Raw genomic sequence first — 24,566 nt, 5'->3', positions numbered from 1 at the left:
TCCGTATGGGCTTCGATTGTTACAAGCTGGATGATAAGTTCGTATGGGATTTTTGGTATGCCAGGCAAGGGGACGAATATCATGCCTTTTATTTGCAGTATCCAAGAGAGGGCGACCCGGAATATATCCATTTCCGCCAGAGCGTAGGGCATGCGGTCTCGAAGGATTTGCTGCATTGGGAAGAAAAGCCGACTGCGCTCCAACCGATTCCGGGGACGTGGAACGACCAGGGAATCGCGACGGGCAGTGTCGTGTTCAAGGATGGCGTTTGGAATATGCTGTTCACCGGAAACTCGAGTCGGGACGGAGGAGGAATTGGCCTAGCCCGAAGCGACGATCTGACGAATTGGACCAAAGTCGGTGAAGCTCCGGTGTTTTCGAAACCTGCCCCCTTCATCGCGAATTGGGACGGAGAAGAGATTCAGGCTTCCCCCCTTGCCGATCCTTACGTTTATCCCGAGGCGGTGGATGGCTTTTACTATATGGTCATTAACGCGCAAGAGGTCGATGCGCCTCAAGGCAGTCGCGGGTGTCAGCTCATGTTGAGGTCCGGGAATCTGACGGATTGGGAGGCGCATAAGATAGCCGCTTATCCGCGGAAATTCGAGAGGATGGAAACGTCCCAAATCTGGAGCCGCAACGGATTATGGTATATGTACTTCGGGGGCGTTACCGGGGACGAAAAATTCGAGAACTGGATTTATGTTTCAGAGAGCTTCGACGGGCCGTACGAGGCTCGTCCGTGGTCGCGAATCTCGCTGCCGGGAGATTGCTATTTCTATATCGCGAAGGTGGTGGAGGATACGAACGGACAAGACGTTTTTCTTGCCAATAAAGCGATCGAATCACTTCTTGGCGGATACAGAATGGTTTACGGAGAAGACGGCTCCGTCACCCTAGCGGAACGGGGGCGGTAATCCGTGCGGAAATGGATCATCGCCGTCGCGGTGGCCGGCCTGTTAGCCGGGATCTGGGCGATGGCCGCGGATAAGTTCAGAGACGGCGGGAAACAAGCGGCTTCCGGTTACGCGTTCGACGGTCGCATGTCGCAAGATACGCTGAATCGTTACTTGTCCCGTTCCGTTCAGACCACGTATTTATTTTGGGCGAATTCAGATCCGGATAAGATGCGGGAATGGCTGAGATTTATCAAGAATACGGGCGCGAAGCATATCGGAAGGGCCGCGATGATCTGGACCGAATTCGAATACGACGAGACGATGTTCGCCAACGCCGGGCAACTGGCCGAAGCCGTGCATGCCCAGGATCCGGAGGTTATTCTGCAGGCCGGCATCTTCGAGACGACGGCGAAATCGGTGAACGATATCCCGATACCGGCTTGGGTATTCGAGGAATTTGGACTACCTCAAGAAAACCGGAATTTCAAATACGAAGCTATGCTGTATCCCGACGGAAGATATTTGGATAACTGGGGACAGGGACAATCGGTGCCGGACATTACGCAGACGGAGACGCAACTTTTTTTCTTCTATCGGGCCAAAAGATTCATCGATCTTGGCTACGAATCGATCCATTTCGGACAAGTGAGGCTGGTAGGAGAAGAAGATACTTCCTATGCGGAATGGAACCGATTGCTGAAACGGATTCGGGCATACGCAGAGGAGCACGGCCGGCGGCATAACGTTTTGTTGGACGCGCACACGAACGAAGTGTATGACGACGATTCCGCTTCTTCGAATGCATCCGATCGGAAGCTGGCGTTCGATTTCGTGGGGTATCCCGCGCGTGTCAAACCGCTGCTTCATTTTCCCCAGGAAACGAAACTGGAAGTTGGTTACATGGACTCCATCTATCGGAACACGATCGGAGGGTTGCATCCTCAAGGATGGGTCGCGTCCAACTCGCCGTATTTGATCGAATTGGATAACTATGGAGGCACGAACGGTACGCCAGGCAAGAGCGAGCCTTTCTGGCCTTGGGGATATGACGAGATTGCCTGGTTCGCTCATCAGAGTGACGATTACCGCCGTTCCTGGCTGGCTTATGCTTACGATTGGATGGAGACGAACGATCCGAACGGCCATATTCAGATGCCCGCCTACCGAACGCTCGGTTATGCCCCCGTTGGCTCTAACAAAGAGTACAACGCGCTCATGTCTAGTAAGTCGTACCCTTCATCGTTTGGCGACGAGGAAACGATCAAGGCGATATGGGAAGACGCCCCAAAATCAGGCATGATCGTGGATGAGCTTAAGGATTTGACCCGTGTGTACAAACTGAGCAGACGCGTGATCTACGATCAACGTCCGTCTTCTTCGTTCGGACGGGACGAGAAGAGGCTCACGAACGAATCCGGCAACAAGGAGTACGTCATTTACAAAGCCCCGTTCGCATCGGGAAAGGGCGTATTGTCCGGTTTTACGGTCGAGGCCTGGTTTGGGGGAAGCGATCCGTCCGCGGATCTGCGGTTTTACGTCTCGGCGGACAACGACAGGTATGAGCCGTACACTCCGGATAAAAAGACCGCCGAGAGCGCGGCAAACAAAACGATCTATACCGGCGATCATTTTCCGAAAGGGACTAAGTACTTAAAAATCCAGTTTTCGGAAAATCCCAAGGCCGCGCAAATCGGCAAAGTTACGCTGAAATATGAAAGTAACGACGAATAGCAACTTTGAAAAGGATGAATCACTTCGATGATCAACACCATTGTATTTTATGATCCCGCTTTTCCCTACGACGGGCAGCGTCCGAGTAACGAGGCCATAAACGAGCTTCAGAGCAAATTCAAGATAGTCGACGCCGAAGGCTTGGCCGATGCTCTTCTCGCCGCGGATGTATTGATTCAACTTCACGGGCCTTACTTTCCTAAACTGGCATGGGACTCCCTCGTTCGATTTCTTAAGCAGGGCAAAGGCCTCATTCATATAGGGGGGGCTCCGTTTCGAATTCCCGTCTACCGCAAGCAGGAAGAGTGGGTGGTGGAGGGGGTACAAACGGCCTATCATCGGCAGCTTCGCATTCACGAGGTACTGAATACGGACGCGGAGCGTGTAACCACTCTTCAAGCGAATCCGGACATTCCGTTGGCGGCGGGCTGCGAGCAATTGCTAACGATCGAGCCGACCTGTTCGTTCACGCTCCATATGACCCGGACGGACGACCGCCCTGGCGAACTAGGGTCGAGCGGTCCGATGGACGGTCATATTTATCCTTTGTTGTACGGGGTGTCGGACGAGGGTAGGAAGCTGTCCGCTCCGATAACGATGATCGAGAATACGAAGGGGGAATTAGCGGGCGGACGGTGGTTGTTCGTCAACCAGCGAATCGGACCGGCTTTCTGGGAGGGGGGCGGCTTAACCGCGCTTCAGATCTGGGGTGCTTACTGCGCGGAAGGCGTCACCGAATTGTGGCTTAAACCGAATTATGCCTGTTACGAGCCTGGGGAGCAGCCTGTCTTAAGTCTGCATATGCAGACGTTGGGAGCTGCGAAGCCTGACGCTGCCGCCAAAGAATGGCGAGTTTCTCTTTCCCTGTACGAGGAGGGAAGCGATGAGGCCATTTGGACGACCCAGGATAGCTTGCAGTCTTCCAGGGAGCTTAAGATCGAAAGGATGCCTGTTCCCGTTTCGGTCGCTCCGGGTTTCTACCGCGTCGTGTGCGAAGCGGTATCCGAGTTTGGCGAGCGGCGCGTGCTGAGACAAGGTTTCTGGGGCCGCGACAATCAGCTGCTGAGCGAAGGGGAAAGACTGACGGTGGGCCGCGATTACTTCGTGAAGGCGGGCAAGCCTATGCCGATCGTCGGAATGACGTACATGACTTCCGACGTTTCCCGAAAGTTCCTGTTCATGCCGAACGCCGGGCTCTGGGATGCGGATATGGCGCATATGAGACGGGCCGGCATCAACCTTATCCGAACCGGAATATGGACGGCTTGGCGCCAAGTGATGTTCGTGGACGGCCATCCTTACGAGGAAGTGCTCCGATCGATCGACGCTTTTATATTGACGGCTAAGAAAAACGGTTTGGAAGTGGTCTTCACGTTCTTCTCGTTCACTCCGGAATTATGGGAGGGAGTCAACCCTTATCTGGATCCACGAAGCGTGGCGGCACAAAAGCGGTTGATCTCCGCGATCGTTTCGCGTCATTCCGGTACGACTAACGTTCACTGGGATTTGATCAACGAACCGACGATGTTCGATCCGAAACGCTTGTTCTCAGGCCCGCGCACAGTGGGCGACACATACGAGCAGGCGGCTTTCGCGGAATGGTTGCAAAGCCGCCACCGCGACGTTCGCGTACTGCAAGAGCGTTGGGATATGACCCCCGACGAACTTCCCGGTTTCTCTTCGGTACTCTTGCCGCAGCCTGAAGAGATCAGCTTCAGTGTTATAGATAACGCGATCCCGAAGAGGAACGGGATTTGGTTGGATTACACCTTGTTCACGATGGAGATGCACAATAGATGGGCCAAGGACTTGATCTCTACGGTCCGTTCGCACAACGGTTCGCAGATGGTGACGGTCGGCCAAGATGAGGGGCTCGGCTCCCAGAGACCGTCGCCGTTCTTCTATGCGGAAGCGGTCGACTATACGACGGTGCATTCGTGGTGGCTGATGGATCATCTGCTGTGGGATAGCTTGTTCTCCAAAACGGCGAACAAACCGAATCTAATTCAAGAGACGGGCATCATGTACGTCGAAACGCCGAACGGGCGGGCGAAGCGGTCGGAAACGGAAATCCGCAACATTCTGGAGAGAAAATACGCTTACGCTTTCGCGGCGGGCGGGGCCGGAGCGGTTCAGTGGATATGGAACACGAATTATTACATGAACAACGTCAATGAATCCAATATCGGAGCGCTGCGAGCGGACGGCACGGAGAAGCCCGAAGCGGACGTAAGTTATCGTTACGGCCGTTTTATGGGGGAGATCGGACATTTGTTCAAGGACAGGGAACTCGAAGACGTCGTCGTCGTATTCCCGTATTCGAACGATTTCTCGAATCGGAAGCTGGCCTTTGACGCGACGACGAAGTTGACGAGGGTTCTCGCTTACGAGATGAAGGTTCCGTTCCGCGCGGTCGGGGAATATCATCTGGATTCGCTGGAGCAAGCTCCGCCTAAGCTGATTATCGTTCCTAGTCCGCATAATTTCAGTAGACAAGCGCTCGATACAATCGTTAATCATGCCAAGGAAAGAGGAGGCGCCGTCTTGTTTACCGGACCGCTAGGATTGGACGAGTATTGGCGGCCGGATTCCCGCTATGCGGATGCGCTTGGAGAATACAAGTTAAGCAACGTCATGAGAGAAGAGGCGATTGAGGTTGACGGCCGCGTGCTGCCGGTCTCTTACGGAGCGAACCGCATTTCCGAAGTGAATAAGGAATTGCCAAGTGGGAGAGACGGCTCGAATGCGTCCGGGCGTACAACGGAGCCAGCTTCTCTGCACCGGACAAAGCTTGGCAAAGGGACATTTATCCGGTGCCCGCTGCCGATCGAATTGAACGAAAGATCGGAGGTTATCGCCGCGGTGTACCGGCATGCCTTGTCTGTCGCGGGGTATCTAACGCCAATGGAATGGATTCGAGGCGGGGAGCTTCACGGAGTGTTCGGATCCAAAGTCGCTTTCGGCGATGGCGCGCTGTACCTGTTCGTATCCGAGTATGGCCGCGATGCCGAGATCGAAATCAGGGATGCCAAAACCGGCCAAGGGTATGCGTTCCTGTTAGAAAGCGAGCGAACGGTGTTGTTTGCTGCCGACGCAGAAGGGCGACTTGTCTCGGCGTTAGGAGGAGACGAGCTTCTAATCAGGGAGACGGAGCAGCAAAGATAGTAAGTGCAAGAAAGGGGCTGTCTTATAAGTAAGGTCGCACAAGATGATCGATCAAGAAAAAGTGCATGTATCCCCTGGAGACTGCCTCATACGGTCCTGAATCACCTATTAACGGGTTTACCCATTCCCATGTCGGGATCGTATAGCATCGTAAGGAGATACATGCACGACAACATTCTCTATCGATCATCCTATCGTACGACTCTTTTTACTTATGAGACAGCCCCTTTAAACCCGCGGGTAACCAAAGGCTCGTTCTGGTCCGATCTCACCACGATCGCCACGATCGGCAGCCACCGGTACGCCAAATAGCTATTCAATGCCGAGCTCGCGGGCTTCTGCATTCACTTCCTCGATCATCCGATCGAGGCCTTTTTCTTTATAGCCGTCGATAATGCCTTGCCAGGCGGCTTCCACCGGCAGATCGCTGATCATGACGCGGATCATATCATCGTTGTAGAAGGTGGTGAAGCCGTCCTTGGTCGGGGTGGACAATTGCGTCAGCCGAGGCTCGTAAGCTTGCTTGCGAGTCTCGCGCATCGAATAGTCTGCGCCGTCCGTGCATTCGGCTAAATCCCGACATAGTCCATGATCAGTTTGAACATGCCGGATCGTACAGAACGGTACTTGTGGGACGAGGTGCTGCTTATTGATACACCCGGAATTTATGCAGGGCGTAACGATCATGATGAGGTAACCCAGGACCAGATTTCGAGGTCCGATTTGCTTGTATTTGTTGTTTCTAACGAACTGTTTAACCCACAAGGAGGAGCTTTTTTTTCGCAAATTGGCGTTCGAATTACAACGTCAAGGACAAATTATACTGGTCGTTAACAAGATGGCACGCGAATCTGGGAGTCCCGAAATGCTTTTGTGTTTGAAAAGGTTTTTTAGAATAGAATCTGAATCTGTCTAAAGTCATGATATAATGAAGTATCCGATCGATTAGGAACGAGAGAGGAAACCCAATATGAACGTTTTTGAAGACTGGAATCTAAAAGTAAAAAAGACGTTTAATGCGACGAGCAATATAGTTGTATTAACCGTTACGGAGGCAGGAGGATTACTTGGCCTCTCCAAAGACCAAATGAAGATTTTCGTGGATAAATATAAATTAACAAAAGTCCCGATCATGAGAAGTGCCCATAGATATCTGCTGCTGAAGTGTGAAATAGACGATATTGTAGCGAACAGGGCCATTTAGAAGCTTATTTTGCGTTACTTTCGGAGAGGGGGTCAAATCCCCTCGGATAAAAAGACAGTTAAGATGATCGATTCTTAACTGTCTTTTTATTTTATTTTCTAAAAGATTTATTTAATAATTCCAGATGAGATTATGATTTTTCCGGCAGACATATTCTCAGCGTAGAAATAATATTCTCCTATCTCATCTGCCGTAATGGTGTAGGAAAACTCCTTTTCCTTTTTAGCAAAGCTAGTGATTAACTCACCGTTTTTAATAAAGCCGATCTCCATCCATTCTCCTGCTGGATCCGAATATTTGCTGGTTTTCAAATCTAGTGTGAACCGGATGGACAGTTTCTCGCCTTTGTCTAAGTGCCATCCTGATTTCTCCGTTTTTGTGAAAATCACAAGATCCGCATTGTTAGTCAAAAGCAGCTCCGGTATTTCATAATATTTCTTATTTTCCTTCAAGGCAATGTTAGTTACCGAACCGGCATTGAGCGTTTGAAGCTGGTCTTTATTAATAATATCGCTGTTTAGACTCGGCTTTTTATTCGGTGAGATTGCAGTTCCGGTTGGAACAGCTTGCATGGAAGCATAATTTGGCTCATTGGCGATGTGCCTGTTTTCCTTATTTATTAATATCGCACCAAACAGCTTTCCGCCAGTAGCGGCATTGACGGTTAAAGCGGAAAACAGCATCGCAACTATAACCGCGGGGACTAGTGCAGCCCTCACAGAAATTTTTCGTCTTGGTTTATTAGAAAAGTCCATTAACCTTTCCAAAATTTCTGATGTCACTTTCTCTGAATCAGCGTGGATATAATTTGGTTTAGCTTGACGAATAAGCGTCTCTAAGTTCATCGATATCAACTCCTCTTAATTTAATTTTTAATTGATCTCTTCCTCTGCTGAGGCGAGTCTTGATCGCTCCCTCGCTGAGCTTTAATGCATCCGCGATTTCACGAATGGACAACTCTTCAAAGTAAAAAAGGATGACAGGCGTACGGTATTTCTCAGGTAAAGACATGATTGCCGCATAGACTTCCTTGTCCCGGCTTCGTTGCATGTAAATATCTTCAGTGCTCATGCTTCTCTGCTCCGGCAGAAATTGCGTGGGTTGTTCTCGCCGGTTATTCCGGGTTGCGTTGAGACAACGATTTATTACTATCCGGACTAACCATGGAAACGGACGTGTGGGGTCTTTAAGTTGATGTGCCGAGAGATAAGCATTCATAAAACTCTCTTGAACAAGATCCTCTGCTCTGCTTTGATCACGGACGTAGGTATAGGCTATATAGGTTAACCGATCAAAGTATTGCTGAACCCATTGAACAAGGAGATCTTTCTGCTCCAATACGCTCACCTTCTTTCTACAATAAAGACACACAGAACAGGAAATGGTTTCAAAATTACTCATCGTTATGAGTCGGTTTAGATTATGAATTCGCGGTGGTATTGAAGGATGGTCGTCAACTAATCGGAGGCTGCGGCAACCATAAAGTACCGCGGCCAGGGCGTGTAACGTATCCAAGTGCTATATGGCCAACGTTTATACGGACCCTGCGTACAGGTAGCAGGGATGCGGGAGCGAACTGCTCAAGGCGATTCGGGCGTGGGCGACGAAGAACAAGCTATAATTTATTGGGAAGTTCTAAACTCGGTTACGCGCTACGCCATGATCCGATGGAACTGCATTTATAAGCAAAGCAAGCCCGACGTATTAATTCCCCTTCTTGAACATACCGTGCAAGTAAACGGTAAATTACTAGAGGACGAAGGGCAGGGACTTCGATGGCCGGAATCTATGCGGAAAAAGTATGGCGGCAAATGATACAGGATCATGCGGGGAACTGGGGAATGGACATCGATCACTGGGACTGGGTCCCGGGGGTTGGCGTCATTGCGCTGCTGGAATACTACGAGACAACGCGCGATGTGCAGGTGCAGGCGTATTTACTTGATTGGGTGAACCGGAATGAGGCGAAGGCCAAGGGTAAAACGGTGATCAACGCGATCGCGCCCTTTGCGATCTTTCCTGCGCTTTATCGGCTGACGGGGGATGCTAAGTTTAAAGAGGAAGCGGTGCGCATCGCGGAATGGCTGCTGCATGAAGCGCCGCGTACGCGCGAAGAGGCCTTTGAACATACGGTTACGGAAAACGTGGCGTTCTCCGAGCAGGTGTGGGCGGATACGATCTTCATGGCGGTACTGTTTCTGGCGCGAACCGCTTCGCTCCTCGGAAGCGCGGCTTACGCGGAGGAGGCGCTCAAGCAGGTGCTGATCCATCTGCGCTTGCTGCAGGATCCACAGACCGGCGTGTTGTTCCACGGCTGGAACTGCGCTTCGGGCGATCATATGTCGGGTGCGCGCTGGACGCGGGCGAATGCCTGGATCGCCGCCGGCGTCCCGCTGATCGTGGCGGAGATTGACAAGCTGGTCGACATTCCGCAGGAATTGAAGGAACGGTACGGTCGACTGATGCGCGGGCTCCTTGCCTACCAGCAGGAGGATGGACTATGGAGCACGGTGATGGACCGGCCTGACTTTTACAGGGAGGTGTCGGGCAGCGCGGGAATTGCTTATGGTCTTCTTAAGGCGGTTGAAGTAAAGTTGATCCCTGATGAAGCGGAATACGCAGTCAGAGTCGAGGATGCATATCGCGCGATTGTTCCATATATTACGACGGAGGGCTTGGTCACGGGCGTATCCGGCGGTACGCCGGTGATGTCGACGATCGAGGCGTACCAAAATGACGTTCCGACGTATCCGACCCTATACGGGCAAGGCTTGGTGCTGATGCTGCTCGCGAAAATAGCGGAAAGGAGCGAGTAGAATATGCGTGATGCTGCCGAGCTTCTCGCCTCGATCCAAGCAAAGGATAAAGCTTATGATGCCGACATTAAGCTGCTCAAGGTTCCCATGACGAAGACCTATCACACGGCGTTAAAGCTGGATCAGCATCCTTTCGCTTACGAGCTGTACGTCGCGACCTGCTATGCGTTCGACCTGCTGCAGTATGGCGGCGAGGCGTATGCTAAGCGGGCGGCAGACATTCTGGAGGTTGTCATTGCGCGGCAGGACCAGGATCCGGGTCGTTCGACTTACGGGATTTGGCCGTATTTTGACGAAGAGCCGCTGGATGAGATGGACCGCCCCGACTGGAATATGGCGGATTTTCACGGCAAGAAGCTCGTACTCATTTTAAAAAATCATGCGGAGCTGCTCTCCCCTTCGCTCGTCGATAAGCTGCGCGCCGCCGTGTATCACGCCTGCCAGGCGATCATCATCCGTAATGTCGGCCCGCACTATACAAACATTGCCATCATGGGGGCGCTCGTGACGCTACTTGGCGGCGAGCTGCTGGGTCAGGAAGGGATTCGCAGCTATGGCGAGCGGCGCCTCCGAACGTTCCGCGACTATACGAAGGCCATCGGCACGTTCTCGGAGTACAACAGCCCCTGCTATACCCCGATCGCGATCGAGGAGCTGCACGGCATCTATGCCGAGTCGAGCACGGCCGGGGCGGTTGCGGATGCGGATGAGCTGCTGGATCTGGCTTGGCATATGATCGCGAAGCACTATCACCCGGCGACGGGCGCGTGGAGCGGCCCGCACAGCCGGACGTACAGCACGCTGCTGCGGCCGAACGAGAAGGCGTTTCTTGAGAATGCGCTTAAGCAGGAGCAGGGACAGGAGGAAGGCCAGGAGCAGGAGAAGGAGCGGGGCCACATTCGTTGTCCTGAAAAGTACCGTTACTTGTTCAGCTCTACGGAGGAGCGCTATTTCACGGAGCCCACGCTGAAGGCGGACGAAACGGGCTATCAGAACTATGCGACGACGTACCAGAACGAACGGCTGTCGCTTGGCAGCTATACGTCGGGCATCATGTGGAACCAGCGTCGCAACCTGCTCGGCTATGTGGATAGCGGCGGCGGCCATGCCGTGTCGATCCAGCTTCAGTTTTTGAAGGACGGCAAGGACTTCTGCTCGGCGATGTTCACGGGCGTGCAGTCGCGCCGGCAGGTGCTGTTCGCCCTTAACCTGGCGACGGATAACGGCGGATGGCACCAGGATCTGGACATCATTAACGGCAGGTTCAGAGCGGCGGATTTGCGCATCCGGCTTCTCCTCTGCGGCCAAGCGGCGAACGTGGAGCTGCCGACGACACAGACTGGCGCCCGGTTTGCGACCGTGATCGGGGAGACGACGCTCCGGGTGGAGGCGGTCGTGGACCGCTCGGATTACGGCCAACTCCAGCTGCAAACGGAGCGAAGCGAAGAAGGCCTCAGCCTGGATTATGTCATCTCGACGGGCGAGGAGCGGGATTTCGATTTCCATGCGCTGGAGCGGGCGGTCTGGATTTTTGCGCTGTCGCTCGGCGAGGATGGGCCGTTGCCGGGCGTCGACATCCAGTCGGACGAATCGTGGCTGACCGCATCAGTTCAAACGGACGATGGCCTGGCCGCCATCACCGTGCCGCTGCAGCCGCGTAAGACCCGCGAGCTGTATCAGGAGAACAAGGTTCAACTGCCTTCGGCTTTGCTGGGGAAATAGCGTGCAAAATGGGTGTAAAAAATGAGGCAAGCCTTCGATGCTGCTTCGGCAGGTTGAAGGCTTTTTGTTGTTCGCCGGGTGGCATGGACGATGGCAATTGGGCTTTTAGCTCTGGCAGTGCTCTTGAATCAGCTTTACAAGCGTTTGAAAGTCATATTGATGATTGACCATATCGACCGTCATATCTTCGGCTGCTTTCTGATCCATTTTAAAGCGACACCCGTTAAGGTTCAAAAAAACCACGAGAGCGGTAAAGGCCGTCCTCTTATTCGCATTCTGAAAAGGGTGATTTTGTCCTAGAGATTCGAAAAGGGCGACTGCCTTTTCAAATACGGAAGGATAAGCATCTTCCCCGAAAGCGGAGGATTGGGGCCTGGCAACAGCTGATTCTAGCATGCCGCTGTCTTTGACGCCAATGAGTTCGCCAGGACTATATTTCTGTATCATCGCGACATTAATGGCTACGACCTCGTGGATGGTTAGGTAACGAATGGTCATGTTAACGATCCTTTAATCCCTTTAAAGTCTCATCATACTGTCCCATCACTTGAGATAAAGTCTCTAGAAATTCGTTGCTTATACCTGTCGGCAATGCTACTTTATTCGCTTTTCTAATAACAATCTCGCCGTCGTTTTCTTTTACGTCGATATGCACCGTATCGCCAAGTTCAAGACCGATTTGCTTTAATGCTTCGGTCATTGTGATGCCCAAGCTGTTTCCGAACTTTGTTACTTTTCGTTCCATTTCATTCACCTTTCCCATAAAAGTCTCCCTCTTGTTATACTATTCAACCGTATAACAATTATACATTTAGATTGAATGCCTTTAAATGCAGTTGCTTCATTCCTTAATGCGCATTCCCTATTGACAGCCGTATTCCTCCTGGAATAAAATGCAAACCAACGATACGAATAAAAGCGCCGAAGAGGAAGTAAACGCTTGTCGCATTGCAGAGAGCTGCCGGCCGGTGCGAGGCAGCATCGCTGAGCGTTGAACGATCGCCTCCGAGCAGGTCCCCGAACGCGAGTAGGCGGACACGGCATCCCGCCGTTAACCGGGCGCATCATTGTTGGATGATGGCAGAGCGGGCGTAGCGCAAGCATACGTCAACCAGGGTGGTACCGCGGATCGACTCCGTCCCTTGAGGATGGGGTCTTTTTGCGTTTTACATGGCGTTTAAACTTACATTTTTAACTCGGTTAAAGGAGATGCGGGGATGATGGAGATGTACACGGATCGGTTGAAGCTGCGATTGGTGGAGCCCAAGGATGCGGAGCCCATGGAGAGACTGGTCAATGATAGGGAGATTGCGCGGACGACGTTGGGGATCCCGCATCCATATCCGCCTGGATCGGCAGACGCATTCATCCAACGCAGGCAAGAGGCAGCGAAGAAAGGGGATGGCTTCTCATTCGCCGTCCTTGATCGTCAGTCGGAGACGTTTATGGGCATCGTGGGATTGCGCATCGATCCGTCGCATCACCATGCCGAACTGGCCTATTGGTTGGGCAAGGCTTACTGGAACCAAGGCTATTGCTCGGAGGCGGCGAAGCAAGTATTGCGGTTCGCGTTGGAGGACCTGAAGCTGCATCGCGTATGGGCCGCGGCGATGACGCGGAATCCGGCTTCGTTTCGCATCATGGAAAAGTTGGGAATGAAGCATGAAGGGATTTTTCGAGGACATGTGTTAAAGGACGGCGTATACGAGGATTTGACCTATTATGCCTTGCTGCGCTCGGAGCGAACGTAAGCAGGATGAAGGAGGGTAGCCCGTTGGAAAAGACATTTAACGGCGCAGAATTAGAGGTCGTGCAGGGGGACATCACGCTATCCGCCATGGCATGCATCGTGAATGCGGCGAATACCAGCTTGCTGGGCGGCGGCGGCGTGGACGGAGCGATTCATCGCGCCGGCGGGAGAAGAATACTGGACGAGTGCGTGCGCATTCGAAGCGAACGGGGCGGGTGCCCTGTCGGCGAGGCCGTCATCACAACAGGGGGCAACTTAAAGGCCAAGCACGTGATTCATACGGTGGGGCCGGTCTGGAATGGCGGCAAGAGCGGCGAAGCCGAGAAGCTGGGCAATTGCTACAGTAGCGCGCTTCGCCTGGCCGAACAGCATGGGATCGAGAGCCTTTCTTTTCCGAATATCAGCACGGGCATCTACGGTTATCCCAAAGACAAAGCCGCCGATGTAGCGATCGAGGCCGTCACCGGCGAATTGGCGCGCAAACATGCGTTTGAGCGGATTCAGTTCGTGTGCTTCGATCGCGAGAACTACGACTTGTACGTGGAACGGATCGGGGCGCTGTGACAAGCCGCCGCGGTCGGAGAGGACAAAGAAACAATTTTCGACGCCATCTTCGTTGTCCCCATTTTATCAACGTTATCCACAAAATACCCACAGCGTGTGCACAGAGTTGTGCACATGTGGATGTTCCGCATGGGGACGAATTCATCGGCGTTCGGATCGAGTTAGCGCATGAACGGCTAAGTCTTTAACCATAAAAGTTTGCGCGAAAAAGTAGATCAGCAGCAGCGGAAGAGTCTCCACGGTCGAGGCTGCCATGACGAGCGGCCAAGGCGTGGCCCCATATTGCGACGTAAAGCTCGTCAATCCGAGCGCGAAAGGGTACAGCCGTTCCTCATGCAAATAAAGCAGCGGCCCGAAAAAGTCGTTCCACCGGCCGATAAACTCGAGCAGCAGCGCGGTGATCAGCGGCGGCAGCGACAGAGGGAGCGCAACCCGGCTATAAATCGTCCATCGTCCGCCGCCGTCCATTTTCACCGCATCCTCCAGCTCGCGCGGGATGCCGGTATAAAATTGGCGAAGCAACAAGAAGGGGCGCTGCGCTCCTAATTTTTTTCGATGAGGTGCAGTTCCTTGGCTAACGCGGCCGCCTTGGTCCGCCGGTTTACCTTTAATTTGGCGAAGATATGCTTGACGTGCACCTTCACCGTACTCATCGCGATAATGAGCTGATCGGCGATTTCTTTGTTGGAAAGTCCCTTTGCCAGGAGAGCGAGCACCTCAAGCTCGCGATCCGTAAGGGGCTCGTCCATCTCGTGCGATGACGGCGCATCCTCGCCGGAGAGCGCGTCTTCCGCGGAGGAAGGCTTCGCTGGGCGCTGCAGCATGGACAGAAATAGTCCGTGAGACGACATGGCCAATAAGACCGGCTCTCTGTCTGCCGCGAATACGTCGGCGGCCAGCCGGTTTTCCAAATAGAGCGCCCCCAGCATATTGCCATGAACGGTGACAGGGAGGCAGAGAATGGACTGCGGTCTATGCTTGGCGACATATGGATTATGGATAAGCCAGCTATCCTCTTCTCCGCCGTAACGGACGCTTTCCTGGGTACGAAGGACATACCGGATGACGCCTTCCGGGAGCAGCGGGGAATCGGCTTCGGACAGCTTGTCCGTTGCTGCGGTCTGCGCATCCATATCCGCATAGGCCAGCACGTAAAGATCGTCGTCTCCGCCGGTCAGCAGCGCGCCTTTGCTGGCTCCGGCATGCCGGACGATCGTCCCGATGATCTCGGCCAGTACGGCGTCCATATCCATCTGGTTCGAATTCGCCTGGCTCGTTCTCAATATCGCGGCGAGATCGATGTTATCCGGATCGATGCTTGCGCTGACGGTAGCCTGGTTCGGCTCATGCGCCGACGTCGCTACCCCGGCGGCCATCGCGGATCCGGCAAGGGCCGTCGCTGTCCGGGGGTTATGCCGTTCGTCGGCGACAGACGCATGCCGCTCTAGCGAGTCCGTCTTGATCGTGATCCCCCACTGCCGGTATCCCTCGATCGCAAGCTTCCGATAAAATTGAGCCGTCTTCGAACTGCCGCGCCGTTCGAAGTGGCGAGCGGCCAGCTCGCAGGCCAGGCTTTGGATCGGCACGTCGCCCTGTTCGCGCGCTTCGCGGATGGCCCGTTCATAGAGGATCTCGGCCTCTTGATATTCGTGACGAATTCTTGCGTATTCGGCCTGGAGAAGGTCAAACCGCGTCTTGTAATTGTCGGGACTCCACTGCGCCCATCGGGCGAAGCGGCGAATGTTGCGCGACAACCGCTGAGACAGCTTCTGCGCGCGTGTCGGCAGAGAACAAGCGGCCAGCGATTCGTAGAGCAGGCATTCCGGCAGATGAGGCAGATGGGAGGCATACGCTTTGTAAGGCTCCGCCTGACCGGCCCATATTATCGCCTCGTCGTACCGGCCTAACAGATAACAGAGCTGTGTCTTGTAGGCATGGTATTGGAACAGCGACGTAGCCGAAGTCTCCTCTATGCGGATCCGGCCGAGATAGGCGTCTTCGTCAAAGCCGCCGCCACTGAAGGAATCCGGCGCATCTGTCTCCCCCTTAAGGGCGAGAATAAATTGTTGATACAGGAAAAAGTTCTGCCGGACGAACTCATCGTTCGTCGTGTCCAGTACGGTCATATAGTCGGCAATCGTGCGGGTCAGTTCATGCAGCGGCGCTCTCGTATACAGCGAATTAACATGCGCGCCGATCGCATAGCTGGCGAAGACGTAGTCGCCCGACTCCATGCCGAACCGGAGCGCCTCGGCCAAATATGACTCGCCGTCCCGAGCGCTCCCCGCGAATTGGGACAGGACGCCGCCAAAGATCGTGTACGTTTTGCTCTGTACGGCGCGGACGCCGTAGCGCTTGGACAACTCCATGCCGATTTTGCCGATCGCATATCCTTTTTCGTATTTGCCCATGGCTTGGCCAAGCACCATGCCGTAAGCGGAATAGATCGCGGCCGACATCGGCGTGTTCCCATATTCGAGGGACAGCTGGATGGCTCTGCAGATCAACAAGAAAAAAATATTTTTGTCCGTGAAAAAGGTGGAGGGAATAATGGCGAAAATGAGGTTCATCGCCGCTATCCGCCCGGGGTCGGACATTTCCTCCAGTTGAGCGAGACGCTCGTACCGGTTGCGCAGCAAGGACTCGATACGCAATCCTTCGCGTATCAGCGTAAGCTTGCCAGGCTTGGCCGGAATCGAAATATGAAGCTCGCGAAGGCTGTGAAGGCCTAGCGCAGTGCTCTCCAAATATTTGCCCTGGTTGATGTAGAGCATGATCCGAATCATCTGGACGCGGCTGCGTTCGCGCGGATTGCGCGCCCGAACGAGCAGCAGGTCGATCAGCTGTTCGGATTGGCCGTAATTCCCGCATAGAAATTGACACTCGGCCTGCTGGGCATGAAGCTCGAAATGGAGCTCGAACTGCTCCTCCCAAGCGTTCGGCGGAAGGAGAGACATGCCTTTGGCAAGATGCTCGAGCGCGATATCGTAGGCGGAGGAAGACTTGGCGCGTTTCCCGGCCTCCAGATTCAGTTCGGCCAGGCGGAGCAGCTCCGGGCCGTGCGAGATAAGACGCGATCCCCGATTCAGATGATGGATCGCGTCGAACGAGCTGCATCCGTAAGCTGACTCCTTTCCTTGTATGCTCCTACCGATCTTGATATGAAGCGCTTGTCTGGAAGTCTCTTCGATCCCGTCGTAGATCGTCCGCTGGATGCTGTCGTGCGCGAATCGATATCGTCCCGTATCCGAGGAGACGATCATCCCTTCGGCTTCAATGGCGGACCATTCCAGGCGAGCATCGTCCGTCCCGCGTCCTGCGACGCTTGCGATCAGGGCAGGGTGGAAGCTGCTACCGACGCAGGATGCGGCTTCGAGCAGCGCGCGCGCATGAACGGACAGGCGGTTCAGCTTATGCTGAACCAGATCCGTTACGGCATAGCGAAGCCCCTGCTCGATCATCCTTCCCAGTTCCCAATCCCATTCCCGTCGCTCAGGCTTGTAGCGCAGCGTGCGTTCGTCCTGCAGACGGAGCAGAATTTGATGAAAATGAAACGGATTGCCGTTCGCTTGGCGATACAGCAGCTCCGTCAAGGGCAGAGTGGCATCCGCCGGACTGTTCAGCGTTTCCGTCACAATCGCATTCATCTGCTCCAGACTTAGCCGGGCCAGGCGCAGATGGCGAACGAAGGTTTGCTCAGTAGCACTGCCGTCTTGCTCATAGCCGGGAAGCTTGCGGGTGTCCGTCTCCGCATCCCGATAGGCGCACACCAGCAACAAATACTGGCTTTCGGGATCGCTCAGCAGCGCGTGTATCAGCTGAAGCGAAGAGGCGTTCGCCCACTGCAGGTCGTCAATGAACAGGACGAGCGGATGCTCTCTGGAAGCCAGCGCCTGTACGAATTTACGGAATGCGTAGAGGAACCGCTTGTGGGGCTCAAGAGTCTGCGGACCCGCTGCCGCCGGCAGATCGCCCAGCAATAAACCCGCTTCGGGGATCATTTCCGCAATGATGCCGGCATTGGAGCCCAGCGCGATACGCAGCTTGCGGGCCCACTCGGCAGTCTGCTCGGCCTTCTCGCCCGCCAAATGACGAATCAGCCCGCGGAAAGCCTGGACGATGGGCTGATAGGGACTTTCGCTGGAAATTTGCTCGAACTTGCCCGTTATGTAAAAGAAACGACGCTGCTGCAGCTGATTGCGGAACAGCTCTTCGACCAGTCTTGTCTTGCCGATTCCCGGTTCGCCGGATATATATACCATCTCTGTCGATCCCAAACATGCGGAGAGGAAGGCATCGTTCAACACGGACAGCTCGTGCTCTCGGCCGTGAAAACCGCGCCCGCTGCCGAACGTATCCCGGGCGCGTTCCATGCGGTCCAGATCGGCGAGCAGAGACCCGGCGTTAGGGTAGCGATTGTCCGGGTTCTTATCCAGCAGCTTCATGATCATGGCCTCGAGGCCGTCGGGAACCTGAGGCTGCAATTCTACGATTCGCGGCGGACTCTGGGCGAGGTGCCGGTAGATCCACTCCAGCCGGTTGTCTCCGCGGAAAGGCAGTCGGCCGGCAAGCATTTGATAAAAAATGACGCCCAGGGCGTACAAGTCGCTTCGCTCGTCGACGGCTCTTTGCATCCTCCCCGTATTTTCCGGCGAGCAGTAGGGGAGCGCCGCAAGCGACAGCCCCGGCCCTGCCGGTCGGACTCCGCCGCGATCGGAGCGCCGCACGCTATATTCCGAATCGATCAGATAAGCCTTTCGTCCGTCTCCCGAGATCATAATTCGCTCGGGGCACAGGTCGAGATGCAGCATCCGACCTTGATGGAATTCTGCCAAGCAGGCAGCCAGCGCTCTCGCGATGCCGTGAAATTCATTTGGATGAACAACGGTCCGTTCGTTCATATAGTCCCTAAGCGTGATCATTTCGTCGATTGATGTCGGCCGTTCCATCGTCGTACTCCTCTATCGCCAGCATTCTTTCCGATTTGCTCTTATTGTAATCGAACCATGCCGAAATTTTATAGACTTCGGACAAAATACTCCTTTGTAGGTATGGAGGTAGCTATCGACTTTTTGTATGTTCTAAAAGATTGGCCCCGGAAGGAGAATCCGATTGGAGATTGAACGGAGGGAAAGTTATTTTGCAAGCTGGAAGAGGCGATAAAATGAGCAGAAATCGGCTCAAGAAGTATGCGGTTATGATGCTGGTCTTTATGCTGGCGGCAGGCATGCTGCCGGCCGGGGGCTCCCGAGCCGCGGGAGCGGCGATTGTGGATCAACAATCGCCGGGCAGCCCAGGGGGCGTATGGATCAATGCGGATTCCGGACTGACGCGTTATCAGACCTTTACGCCGGCAGTAACCGGCAGTTTGAGTGCGGTGGAATTGAGTCTGGATGCGTCGGGATCGGGTGATATCATCGTCTACCTCTATCGAGAAAGCGATCGTTCCGCGCCGCTGGCAACGGCACGCACCGGAATGAGCTCGGGCTGGGTAACCTTCGATTTCTCCGGGGCGTCTCCTTATCTGACGAAGAATACAATGTACAGATTAGCGGTGACGACGGAGTATGGCGGATACAATGGCGTGATGTGGAGCATTGCCGGCGGCGATCCGTATCCGCGTGGAGCGTCGAATTCGTATGGGTATGACTTCGGCTTCCGGACCTATATGGTGGCGGATGAGTCTACCTCTGCCGACTACAGTGAGATCGAGGTTGGGGACGCGCGGCTGCTCGCGGACGGCGCCAGCCAGACGAGCGTCACCGTTCGTCTGAAGGATGCGCAGGGCGACGCTCGGACGAGCGGCGGAGAAGCCGTGGTCATCTCCTCGACGCGGGGAACGATCGGCGAGACCACGGACAACCTTGACGGCACGTATACGGCGACGCTGACGGCGGATACGACGTTGGGGACGGCGATCGTGAGCGCCGGCGTCGATGGCAGCCCATTAACGTCGACGGCCTCCGTCCAATTTGTTGAAGGCGATGTGAGCCCTTCCCGTTCCGCCGTCACGGCCGGAGGCACTTCCATACGAGCGGATGGCAGCAGCACGCTGTCCATATTCGCGACGCTCAAGGATGATTATGATCATCCGCTGGCAGGCAGGGAAGTGACGCTCGAAGCGGACGGCGGCGAATCGGATATTGAAGCCGTGAACGGAACGACCGATGCAAGCGGTACTGCCGAATTTAAGGTCAGCAATCTTGCGATGGAAGAAGTGACTTATTCGGCCAAGGACGCGGAGAGCGGTCTGACGCTGGACGGAACGGTCAAGATTTCGTTTCTGTACGATCAGCCTCCTTCGATCCGAATTCGCGTGACGCCGGAAGCGCCTACGTATAATGAAGTGTTTGTATGGCCGGGCGCTTCCGCGTATGGCGAATACAACGAAATTGCCGACATGAAGTGGGCGAAGGGCAGCCACCCGCTTTCTTATTTTCCATCGGGCGGCCGAACGCTCGGAGAAGGGTTCTGGGTCGGAGAGAACGGCATCTATACGGTCTATGCCGTCGATACGGCAGGCAATGCCAGCGTCAAGGAAGTCGACATCCAAAATATTTTGAGGAAGAGCAGCGACGCAGCTTTAAGCGCATGGACGATTACGGGGAATGGCGCTGCGATCCCGTTCGATTTCGAAGCCGGCAAGACGGACTACACGGTGCAAGTCGCGACGTCCGTCGACAGCTTGAAAATGGCGCTGACCGCTTCCAGTGCGTACGCGGACATTACCCTGAACGGCAGCGCGATCGACAGCGATGCCGAATCCGGGGAATTTCCGCTGACGCCAGGCGACAATACGTTCGAGATTGTCGTAGAAGCGCAGGACGGCACCGTTCGGACGTATACGCTGAACGTCGTTCGCGAGCAGCCGATGAGCGGCGATGCAGCTTTAAGCGCATGGACGATTACGGGGAATGGCGCAGCGATCCCGTTCGATTTTGAAGCCGGCAAGACGGACTATGCGGTGCAAGTCGCGACGTCCGTCGACAGCTTGAAAATGGTGCTGTCCGCCTCCAATGCCTATGCGGGCATCGCGGTCAACGGCAGTCCGATAGGCAGCGGCTTTGAATCTGCCGCGCTTCCGCTGGCCGTAGGAAACAATACGTTCGAGATCGCCGTAAAAGCGCAGGACGGTACTGTCCGGACGTATACGCTAAACGTGGTTCGCGCGGAACCGACTACGATACCGGTCGATAATGGCGGCACAGGTTCGGTGAATCCGGACATGCCGGTCGATCTGATTGTCAATGAGACCGTATTCCCGTGGATGGCTTTCTTGAAAAAGGAGGCGGACGGGAAAAAGTCGATTGAAGCAAGGCTTGATCTGGACCGCGTCACTCAGGTCATTTCCCGGTCAGGACCGGGAAGCGCGGCGTTCGCGTTTGTCGTGAAGGAGGAAGCGGATCGCTATACGCTGCGCCTGTCGGCAGACGCAGCCGTTCGTCTGGCTGAAAGAACGGCGGACGTGACGTTCCAGACTTCACTAGGTCGATATAAGCTGCCTTTTGCGGAAGCGATGCGCGACGAATCCCGTTGGGCGGATGAGCCGGCTTCGGAGCTGCTGGTCGTGCTTGAACGCAGCGCGATTACGGCCGATATGAAGAAGGAGGCAGACGCGGGCGGTTTCCGTTTGGTAGGGGAGCCGGTTGATTTTGGACTGTATGTCAAGCACCGCGGGGCTACATTTAAGATGGACTCTTCTAATCGGTTTATAACTGGCCTTCTGAATGTGCCGGCTGATGCTGCAGACGTATCGACGGCGATGCGCTGGGACGGCGGGCGCTTCCGTCCTGTCCCGACGGCATTTACGGCGCAGAACGGGCAGGGTACGGCTGTATTTCGCAGCTTGACCCATGGCACCTTCATACTGGCGGCTCAGACTTTCTCGCTGACGGATCTTGAAGGCCACTGGGCGAAAAGCGAGATTCGCGACATGACGGGGCGGATGATCGTCAATGGATTTGAAGGAGGCCGATTCATGCCTCGCTCCGTCGTCACCCGCGCAGAATTGGCCGTGATGCTTGCAAAAGCGTTGGGCCTGCCTAAGGTTGAAGAAGCTTCGGTCTTCCGCGACGTAAAAGCGGGAAGCTGGTACAAAGAAGAAGTGTCGGCCGTACACGCTTACGGATTAATGGACGGAATCGGGGAGGACGCCTTCGGCCCTGATCGGCAGGTATCCCGGGAAGAAGCGATCGTGACGATGATCCGAGCGCTGCGGCTGGCGCTGGGGGCGGAAAAACTCGATTCCTTGCGCAAGCAGGCGGAAATGGGAACGTTCGCCGACAGTAGCTTTATCAGCAGTAGGGCGGTCGAGGAGGTTCGAACGGCCGTCGGAATCGGACTGGTGAAGGGAGAAGGAGGCAAGCTTAACCCGCAGCAGCCTTTGTCGCGTGCCGTTACGGCCGTGCTGCTCTATCGGATGCTGCTTCTGAGCGGGATGCTCGGCGGAGACAGTTAAGATCAGAGGGATGAATGGGAGTTGAGCGTCGTTCAAAGCCCGGAGAGGATGGAATCGGATTGGCGGCAAATTGGTGGTTAGCCCTTATTATTATGGTTGTATGTAACGGAATTGTGGGTTGGTCGTTGTTAACGGGGGGCGATCCCGTTAGCCGAAGAGCCATCAAGTGGTATTTTATTGTCGCAAACGCGATAGGACTCATCCTTGCTGTTTCTCAATTTTTCTGGATGGATTTTTAGCCGCTCGGCTCCCAAATCGACGGAACCATTCTCTGTACCCAGGGTGCAGAGAGTGGTTTTTATCGTTTGCGCGAGCGCCTGTGGATAATAACCCGACTTGCGGCCGGCCTTATCCCCAAACTGTCCACGGGTTGTGCACAAAGTTATGCACATGTGAATGGCGGGAGCTGGCGGACAGCTACTCGGCCACGTTCGTACCGCTCCAGCACCTGTTCGACGAAGCTTGCCGGCGGGCGGCCCGGGAACACTGGCTCTGGGACGGCATCCACCCGACAGCCGCCGGCCACGAGCTGATCGCGCGTCAATGGCTGAAGACCGTGACCTTGCCGGGCTTGCAATAGGGACGTTTGGGCAGTTATCAACAGAACATCCACAACATGTGCACAGCTTTATGCACATGTGAGGAAATGCCGGATAGACCAATCCCCGGCTTATCCTGAGCATTCACTTCGGCAGTGCCGTTGGGATAAAAATTTCCCTTCCGCGCAACCTATTTGGATGTCGAAGCAAGCTTCCCCACGGGGCATGCCGACGCATCGGACTTCAGGTACGTGGAGGGATATCGAGTGGAAAACTTATATACGGCTACCGTAACGGTCACGGGAGGACGCGAAGGCAAGCTGTCTTCGAGCGACGGCGTGCTGCAGCTTGAGCTTCGGATGCCAAAGGAATTAGGCGGAATGGGCGGGGCGGCGACGAATCCGGAGCAGCTGTTCGCGGCTGGCTACGCGGCATGCTTCGAGAGCGCGCTGAACCTGGTATGCCGGCGGCGGGAAGTTAAGTACGAAGGCACGGAAGTGACGGGCAGTGTCACGATCGGCAAAGATACGGACGGCGGATTCGCCCTGGCGGTCGCACTCGACGTAAAGCTGATTGGGGTCGAGCGCACGCTGGCCGAACAATTGACTGCCGAGGCGCACCAGGTATGCCCTTATTCCAAGGCGACGCGGGGCAATATCGAGGTTGCGATCAACGTCGTTTAAAGATGGGGCGCCCGGCGATACGCGAATAAGACACCGTGATCCTTTTTGCGAAAAGGCCGCCGGTGTCTTATTCTTTAAACAAGGTTATGGACGATCCGTATTCTGAGTGCCGCTCGCGGATTGGCCTTGCTCGAAAGCTTCCGCCGCTTCCTCCGCTGAGAACTCAGTATCGTCCTGGCCGGGTACGGGCAGCTTGTTGAGCTCGGTGGTTTGAACTTCCGCTTTGGTCGGCTCATTGTGGTTACTTGTCATGGGGCACCTCCTTGGACGATTTTCACAACCCTTCCAGCATGCCACTTTTTAGGCTAGAATATGTGCGCGACATGGAGGAGGCAGGTAGGATCTATGTACGAGAAACAAACGATCACGCTCGGCATGGGCTGCTTCTGGTCGCCTGAAGCGTTGTTCGGCGCGCTGCCCGGCGTTACGGAGACGCGCGTGGGCTATGCGGGCGGCACGACCGGACAGCCGACTTACCGAGAGATGGGGGACCACTCCGAGACGGTCGAGATCGGCTTCGATGCCGAGTTTATTGCTGCTGACCAGTTGCTGGAGACCTTCTGGAATAACCATAACCCCGTTAATATTAACGGTTATAAAGGAAGGCAGTATCAGTCTTTGCTGCTCTACCGCGACACGCTGCAGGCGGAGACTTTTAACCGGGTTAAGAAGCGGGTGGAGGCGGCTAAGGGACAGGCGCTGGAGACGGAGATTGCTGCTTTCGAGGCGTTTTATCCGGCAGAGCCGCGGCATCAGAAGTATTATCTGAAAAGATATCCGGATGCGGTCGACAGGTTGAGCGGGCTGTACGAATCGGAAGAAGCGTTTCTGCGTTCGACGCTGGCGGCGCGGCTCAACGGCATCGCCAAGGGGTATGCGAATCTGGGGCCGGTCCTTCGGGAAATTCAAGCGTGGCCCATGAATCCGGATGAGCGGAATGCCCTGATTGAACAGGTTCGGAACATACGATGGTGATCTTAAACCGCAGCCTGTCCGCTTTAGATGGTAAAGCACGGGAATTTATCGTATCATGAG

The 24,566-nt window shown here is 54.8% G+C and carries 20 protein-coding genes and 1 other annotated feature; of the genes, 12 read left to right on the top strand and 8 right to left on the bottom strand.

What is annotated here, in order from left to right; translation table 11 throughout:
* Positions 1–5: 5 nt before the first annotated feature.
* Genes KB449_RS27715 through KB449_RS27705 form a run of 3 tightly spaced genes read left to right on the top strand, consistent with a single transcriptional unit; the run spans position 6 to position 5,795 of the window.
* On the top strand, positions 6–917 hold the full coding sequence (locus KB449_RS27715; protein ID WP_282911464.1) for a glycoside hydrolase family protein: 912 nt from the start codon (positions 6–8) through the stop codon (positions 915–917).
* A 3-nt stretch (positions 918–920) separates the two neighbouring features.
* The gene (locus KB449_RS27710; RefSeq protein WP_282911463.1) at positions 921–2,630 is read left to right on the top strand and encodes a hypothetical protein; all 1,710 of its coding nucleotides are present in this window, start codon (positions 921–923) and stop codon (positions 2,628–2,630) included.
* A gap of 27 nt (positions 2,631–2,657) precedes the next feature.
* Positions 2,658–5,795, top strand: coding sequence for a beta-galactosidase (locus KB449_RS27705; protein ID WP_282911462.1), 3,138 nt, complete (start codon positions 2,658–2,660; stop codon positions 5,793–5,795).
* Positions 5,796–6,107: 312 nt separating this feature from the next.
* On the opposite strand, the gene KB449_RS27700 is transcribed toward KB449_RS27705, so the two are convergent.
* Positions 6,108–6,335 carry a hypothetical protein gene (locus KB449_RS27700; RefSeq protein ID WP_282911461.1) on the bottom strand — a complete coding sequence of 76 codons (228 nt, stop codon included), beginning with the start codon at positions 6,333–6,335 and terminating at the stop codon, positions 6,108–6,110.
* A 430-nt stretch (positions 6,336–6,765) separates the two neighbouring features.
* Here KB449_RS27700 and KB449_RS27695 point away from each other — a divergent pair, with 430 nt between their 5' ends.
* Positions 6,766–6,999, top strand: coding sequence for a DNA-binding protein (locus KB449_RS27695; RefSeq protein WP_282911460.1), 234 nt, complete (start codon positions 6,766–6,768; stop codon positions 6,997–6,999).
* 107 nt (positions 7,000–7,106) lie between these two features.
* Here KB449_RS27695 and KB449_RS27690 read toward each other — a convergent pair whose 3' ends face one another.
* The gene (locus tag KB449_RS27690) at positions 7,107–7,844 is read right to left on the bottom strand and encodes a hypothetical protein (protein ID WP_282911459.1); all 738 of its coding nucleotides are present in this window, start codon (positions 7,842–7,844) and stop codon (positions 7,107–7,109) included.
* Positions 7,813–8,337 (bottom strand): RNA polymerase sigma factor, encoded by a 525-nt coding sequence (locus tag KB449_RS27685; protein WP_282911458.1) that lies wholly within the window; start codon positions 8,335–8,337, stop codon positions 7,813–7,815. The genes KB449_RS27690 and KB449_RS27685 overlap by 32 nt, the downstream gene beginning before the upstream one ends.
* Before the next feature lie 437 nt (positions 8,338–8,774).
* On the opposite strand from KB449_RS27685, the gene KB449_RS27680 reads away from it, so the two are divergent.
* Both KB449_RS27680 and KB449_RS27675 read left to right on the top strand, forming a co-directional pair.
* Positions 8,775–9,815 carry a glycoside hydrolase family 88/105 protein gene (locus tag KB449_RS27680; RefSeq protein ID WP_282911457.1) on the top strand — a complete coding sequence of 347 codons (1,041 nt, stop codon included), beginning with the start codon at positions 8,775–8,777 and terminating at the stop codon, positions 9,813–9,815.
* A gap of 3 nt (positions 9,816–9,818) precedes the next feature.
* The gene (locus tag KB449_RS27675; protein ID WP_282911456.1) at positions 9,819–11,537 is read left to right on the top strand and encodes a hypothetical protein; all 1,719 of its coding nucleotides are present in this window, start codon (positions 9,819–9,821) and stop codon (positions 11,535–11,537) included.
* A 105-nt stretch (positions 11,538–11,642) separates the two neighbouring features.
* Here KB449_RS27675 and KB449_RS27670 read toward each other — a convergent pair whose 3' ends face one another.
* The gene (locus KB449_RS27670) at positions 11,643–12,035 is read right to left on the bottom strand and encodes a type II toxin-antitoxin system death-on-curing family toxin (RefSeq protein WP_282911455.1); all 393 of its coding nucleotides are present in this window, start codon (positions 12,033–12,035) and stop codon (positions 11,643–11,645) included.
* A 1-nt stretch (position 12,036) separates the two neighbouring features.
* The gene (locus KB449_RS27665) at positions 12,037–12,300 is read right to left on the bottom strand and encodes an AbrB/MazE/SpoVT family DNA-binding domain-containing protein (protein WP_282911454.1); all 264 of its coding nucleotides are present in this window, start codon (positions 12,298–12,300) and stop codon (positions 12,037–12,039) included.
* Between the two features lie 149 nt (positions 12,301–12,449).
* Positions 12,450–12,683 (top strand) — a binding site (T-box leader).
* Positions 12,684–12,754: 71 nt separating this feature from the next.
* On the opposite strand from KB449_RS27665, the gene KB449_RS27660 reads away from it, so the two are divergent.
* Both KB449_RS27660 and KB449_RS27655 read left to right on the top strand, forming a co-directional pair.
* Positions 12,755–13,288 carry a GNAT family N-acetyltransferase gene (locus KB449_RS27660; protein WP_282911453.1) on the top strand — a complete coding sequence of 178 codons (534 nt, stop codon included), beginning with the start codon at positions 12,755–12,757 and terminating at the stop codon, positions 13,286–13,288.
* 23 nt (positions 13,289–13,311) lie between these two features.
* Entirely contained in the window at positions 13,312–13,851 is a 540-nt protein-coding gene (locus KB449_RS27655) for an O-acetyl-ADP-ribose deacetylase (protein ID WP_434082528.1), read from the top strand.
* Between the two features lie 141 nt (positions 13,852–13,992).
* Here KB449_RS27655 and KB449_RS27650 read toward each other — a convergent pair whose 3' ends face one another.
* Together KB449_RS27650 and KB449_RS27645 are read right to left on the bottom strand one after the other, a co-directional pair.
* Positions 13,993–14,376 (bottom strand): carbohydrate ABC transporter permease, encoded by a 384-nt coding sequence (locus KB449_RS27650; RefSeq protein ID WP_282911451.1) that lies wholly within the window; start codon positions 14,374–14,376, stop codon positions 13,993–13,995.
* A 17-nt stretch (positions 14,377–14,393) separates the two neighbouring features.
* Entirely contained in the window at positions 14,394–18,800 is a 4,407-nt protein-coding gene (locus KB449_RS27645) for an AAA family ATPase (protein WP_282911450.1), read from the bottom strand.
* A gap of 215 nt (positions 18,801–19,015) precedes the next feature.
* Here KB449_RS27645 and KB449_RS27640 point away from each other — a divergent pair, with 215 nt between their 5' ends.
* The 3 genes from KB449_RS27640 (at position 19,016) to KB449_RS27630 (ending at position 23,531) form a co-directional block, all read left to right on the top strand.
* Positions 19,016–22,309 carry a cadherin-like beta sandwich domain-containing protein gene (locus KB449_RS27640; protein ID WP_282911449.1) on the top strand — a complete coding sequence of 1,098 codons (3,294 nt, stop codon included), beginning with the start codon at positions 19,016–19,018 and terminating at the stop codon, positions 22,307–22,309.
* Positions 22,310–22,679: 370 nt separating this feature from the next.
* Positions 22,680–22,889 carry an SGNH/GDSL hydrolase family protein gene (locus KB449_RS27635; RefSeq protein WP_282911448.1) on the top strand — a complete coding sequence of 70 codons (210 nt, stop codon included), beginning with the start codon at positions 22,680–22,682 and terminating at the stop codon, positions 22,887–22,889.
* Positions 22,890–23,114: 225 nt separating this feature from the next.
* Positions 23,115–23,531 (top strand): organic hydroperoxide resistance protein, encoded by a 417-nt coding sequence (locus tag KB449_RS27630; RefSeq protein WP_282911447.1) that lies wholly within the window; start codon positions 23,115–23,117, stop codon positions 23,529–23,531.
* 84 nt (positions 23,532–23,615) lie between these two features.
* Here the strand turns inward: KB449_RS27630 and KB449_RS27625 are convergent, their stop codons facing one another.
* Positions 23,616–23,783, bottom strand: a complete 168-nt coding sequence (locus tag KB449_RS27625; RefSeq protein ID WP_282911446.1) for a hypothetical protein — start codon at positions 23,781–23,783, stop codon at positions 23,616–23,618.
* A 93-nt stretch (positions 23,784–23,876) separates the two neighbouring features.
* Here KB449_RS27625 and KB449_RS27620 point away from each other — a divergent pair, with 93 nt between their 5' ends.
* Positions 23,877–24,506 carry a peptide-methionine (S)-S-oxide reductase MsrA gene (locus KB449_RS27620; RefSeq protein ID WP_282911445.1) on the top strand — a complete coding sequence of 210 codons (630 nt, stop codon included), beginning with the start codon at positions 23,877–23,879 and terminating at the stop codon, positions 24,504–24,506.
* The last annotated feature ends 60 nt before the right edge of the window (positions 24,507–24,566 follow it).

This window comes from Cohnella hashimotonis (genome assembly GCF_030014955.1).
Classification (GTDB): domain Bacteria; phylum Bacillota; class Bacilli; order Paenibacillales; family Paenibacillaceae; genus Cohnella; species Cohnella hashimotonis.
This window is presented reverse-complemented; position numbering and strand designations above follow the sequence as displayed.

What these genes read in the sequence shown, in the direction of transcription:
- KB449_RS27640 (WP_282911449.1), top strand. Translation starts at nt 19,016, where the DNA reads ATGAGCAGAAATCGGCTCAAGAAGTATGCGGTTATGATGCTGGTCTTT.
- KB449_RS27670 (WP_282911455.1), bottom strand. Translation starts at nt 12,035, where the DNA reads ATGACCATTCGTTACCTAACCATCCACGAGGTCGTAGCCATTAATGTC.
- KB449_RS27625 (WP_282911446.1), bottom strand. Translation starts at nt 23,783, where the DNA reads ATGACAAGTAACCACAATGAGCCGACCAAAGCGGAAGTTCAAACCACC.
- KB449_RS27705 (WP_282911462.1), top strand. Translation starts at nt 2,658, where the DNA reads ATGATCAACACCATTGTATTTTATGATCCCGCTTTTCCCTACGACGGG.
- KB449_RS27665 (WP_282911454.1), bottom strand. Translation starts at nt 12,300, where the DNA reads ATGGGAAAGGTGAATGAAATGGAACGAAAAGTAACAAAGTTCGGAAAC.
- KB449_RS27690 (WP_282911459.1), bottom strand. Translation starts at nt 7,844, where the DNA reads ATGAACTTAGAGACGCTTATTCGTCAAGCTAAACCAAATTATATCCAC.
- KB449_RS27715 (WP_282911464.1), top strand. Translation starts at nt 6, where the DNA reads ATGGGCTTCGATTGTTACAAGCTGGATGATAAGTTCGTATGGGATTTT.
- KB449_RS27700 (WP_282911461.1), bottom strand. Translation starts at nt 6,335, where the DNA reads ATGCGCGAGACTCGCAAGCAAGCTTACGAGCCTCGGCTGACGCAATTG.
- KB449_RS27660 (WP_282911453.1), top strand. Translation starts at nt 12,755, where the DNA reads ATGATGGAGATGTACACGGATCGGTTGAAGCTGCGATTGGTGGAGCCC.
- KB449_RS27675 (WP_282911456.1), top strand. Translation starts at nt 9,819, where the DNA reads ATGCGTGATGCTGCCGAGCTTCTCGCCTCGATCCAAGCAAAGGATAAA.
- KB449_RS27695 (WP_282911460.1), top strand. Translation starts at nt 6,766, where the DNA reads ATGAACGTTTTTGAAGACTGGAATCTAAAAGTAAAAAAGACGTTTAAT.
- KB449_RS27620 (WP_282911445.1), top strand. Translation starts at nt 23,877, where the DNA reads ATGTACGAGAAACAAACGATCACGCTCGGCATGGGCTGCTTCTGGTCG.
- KB449_RS27680 (WP_282911457.1), top strand. Translation starts at nt 8,775, where the DNA reads ATGGCCGGAATCTATGCGGAAAAAGTATGGCGGCAAATGATACAGGAT.
- KB449_RS27645 (WP_282911450.1), bottom strand. Translation starts at nt 18,800, where the DNA reads ATGGAACGGCCGACATCAATCGACGAAATGATCACGCTTAGGGACTAT.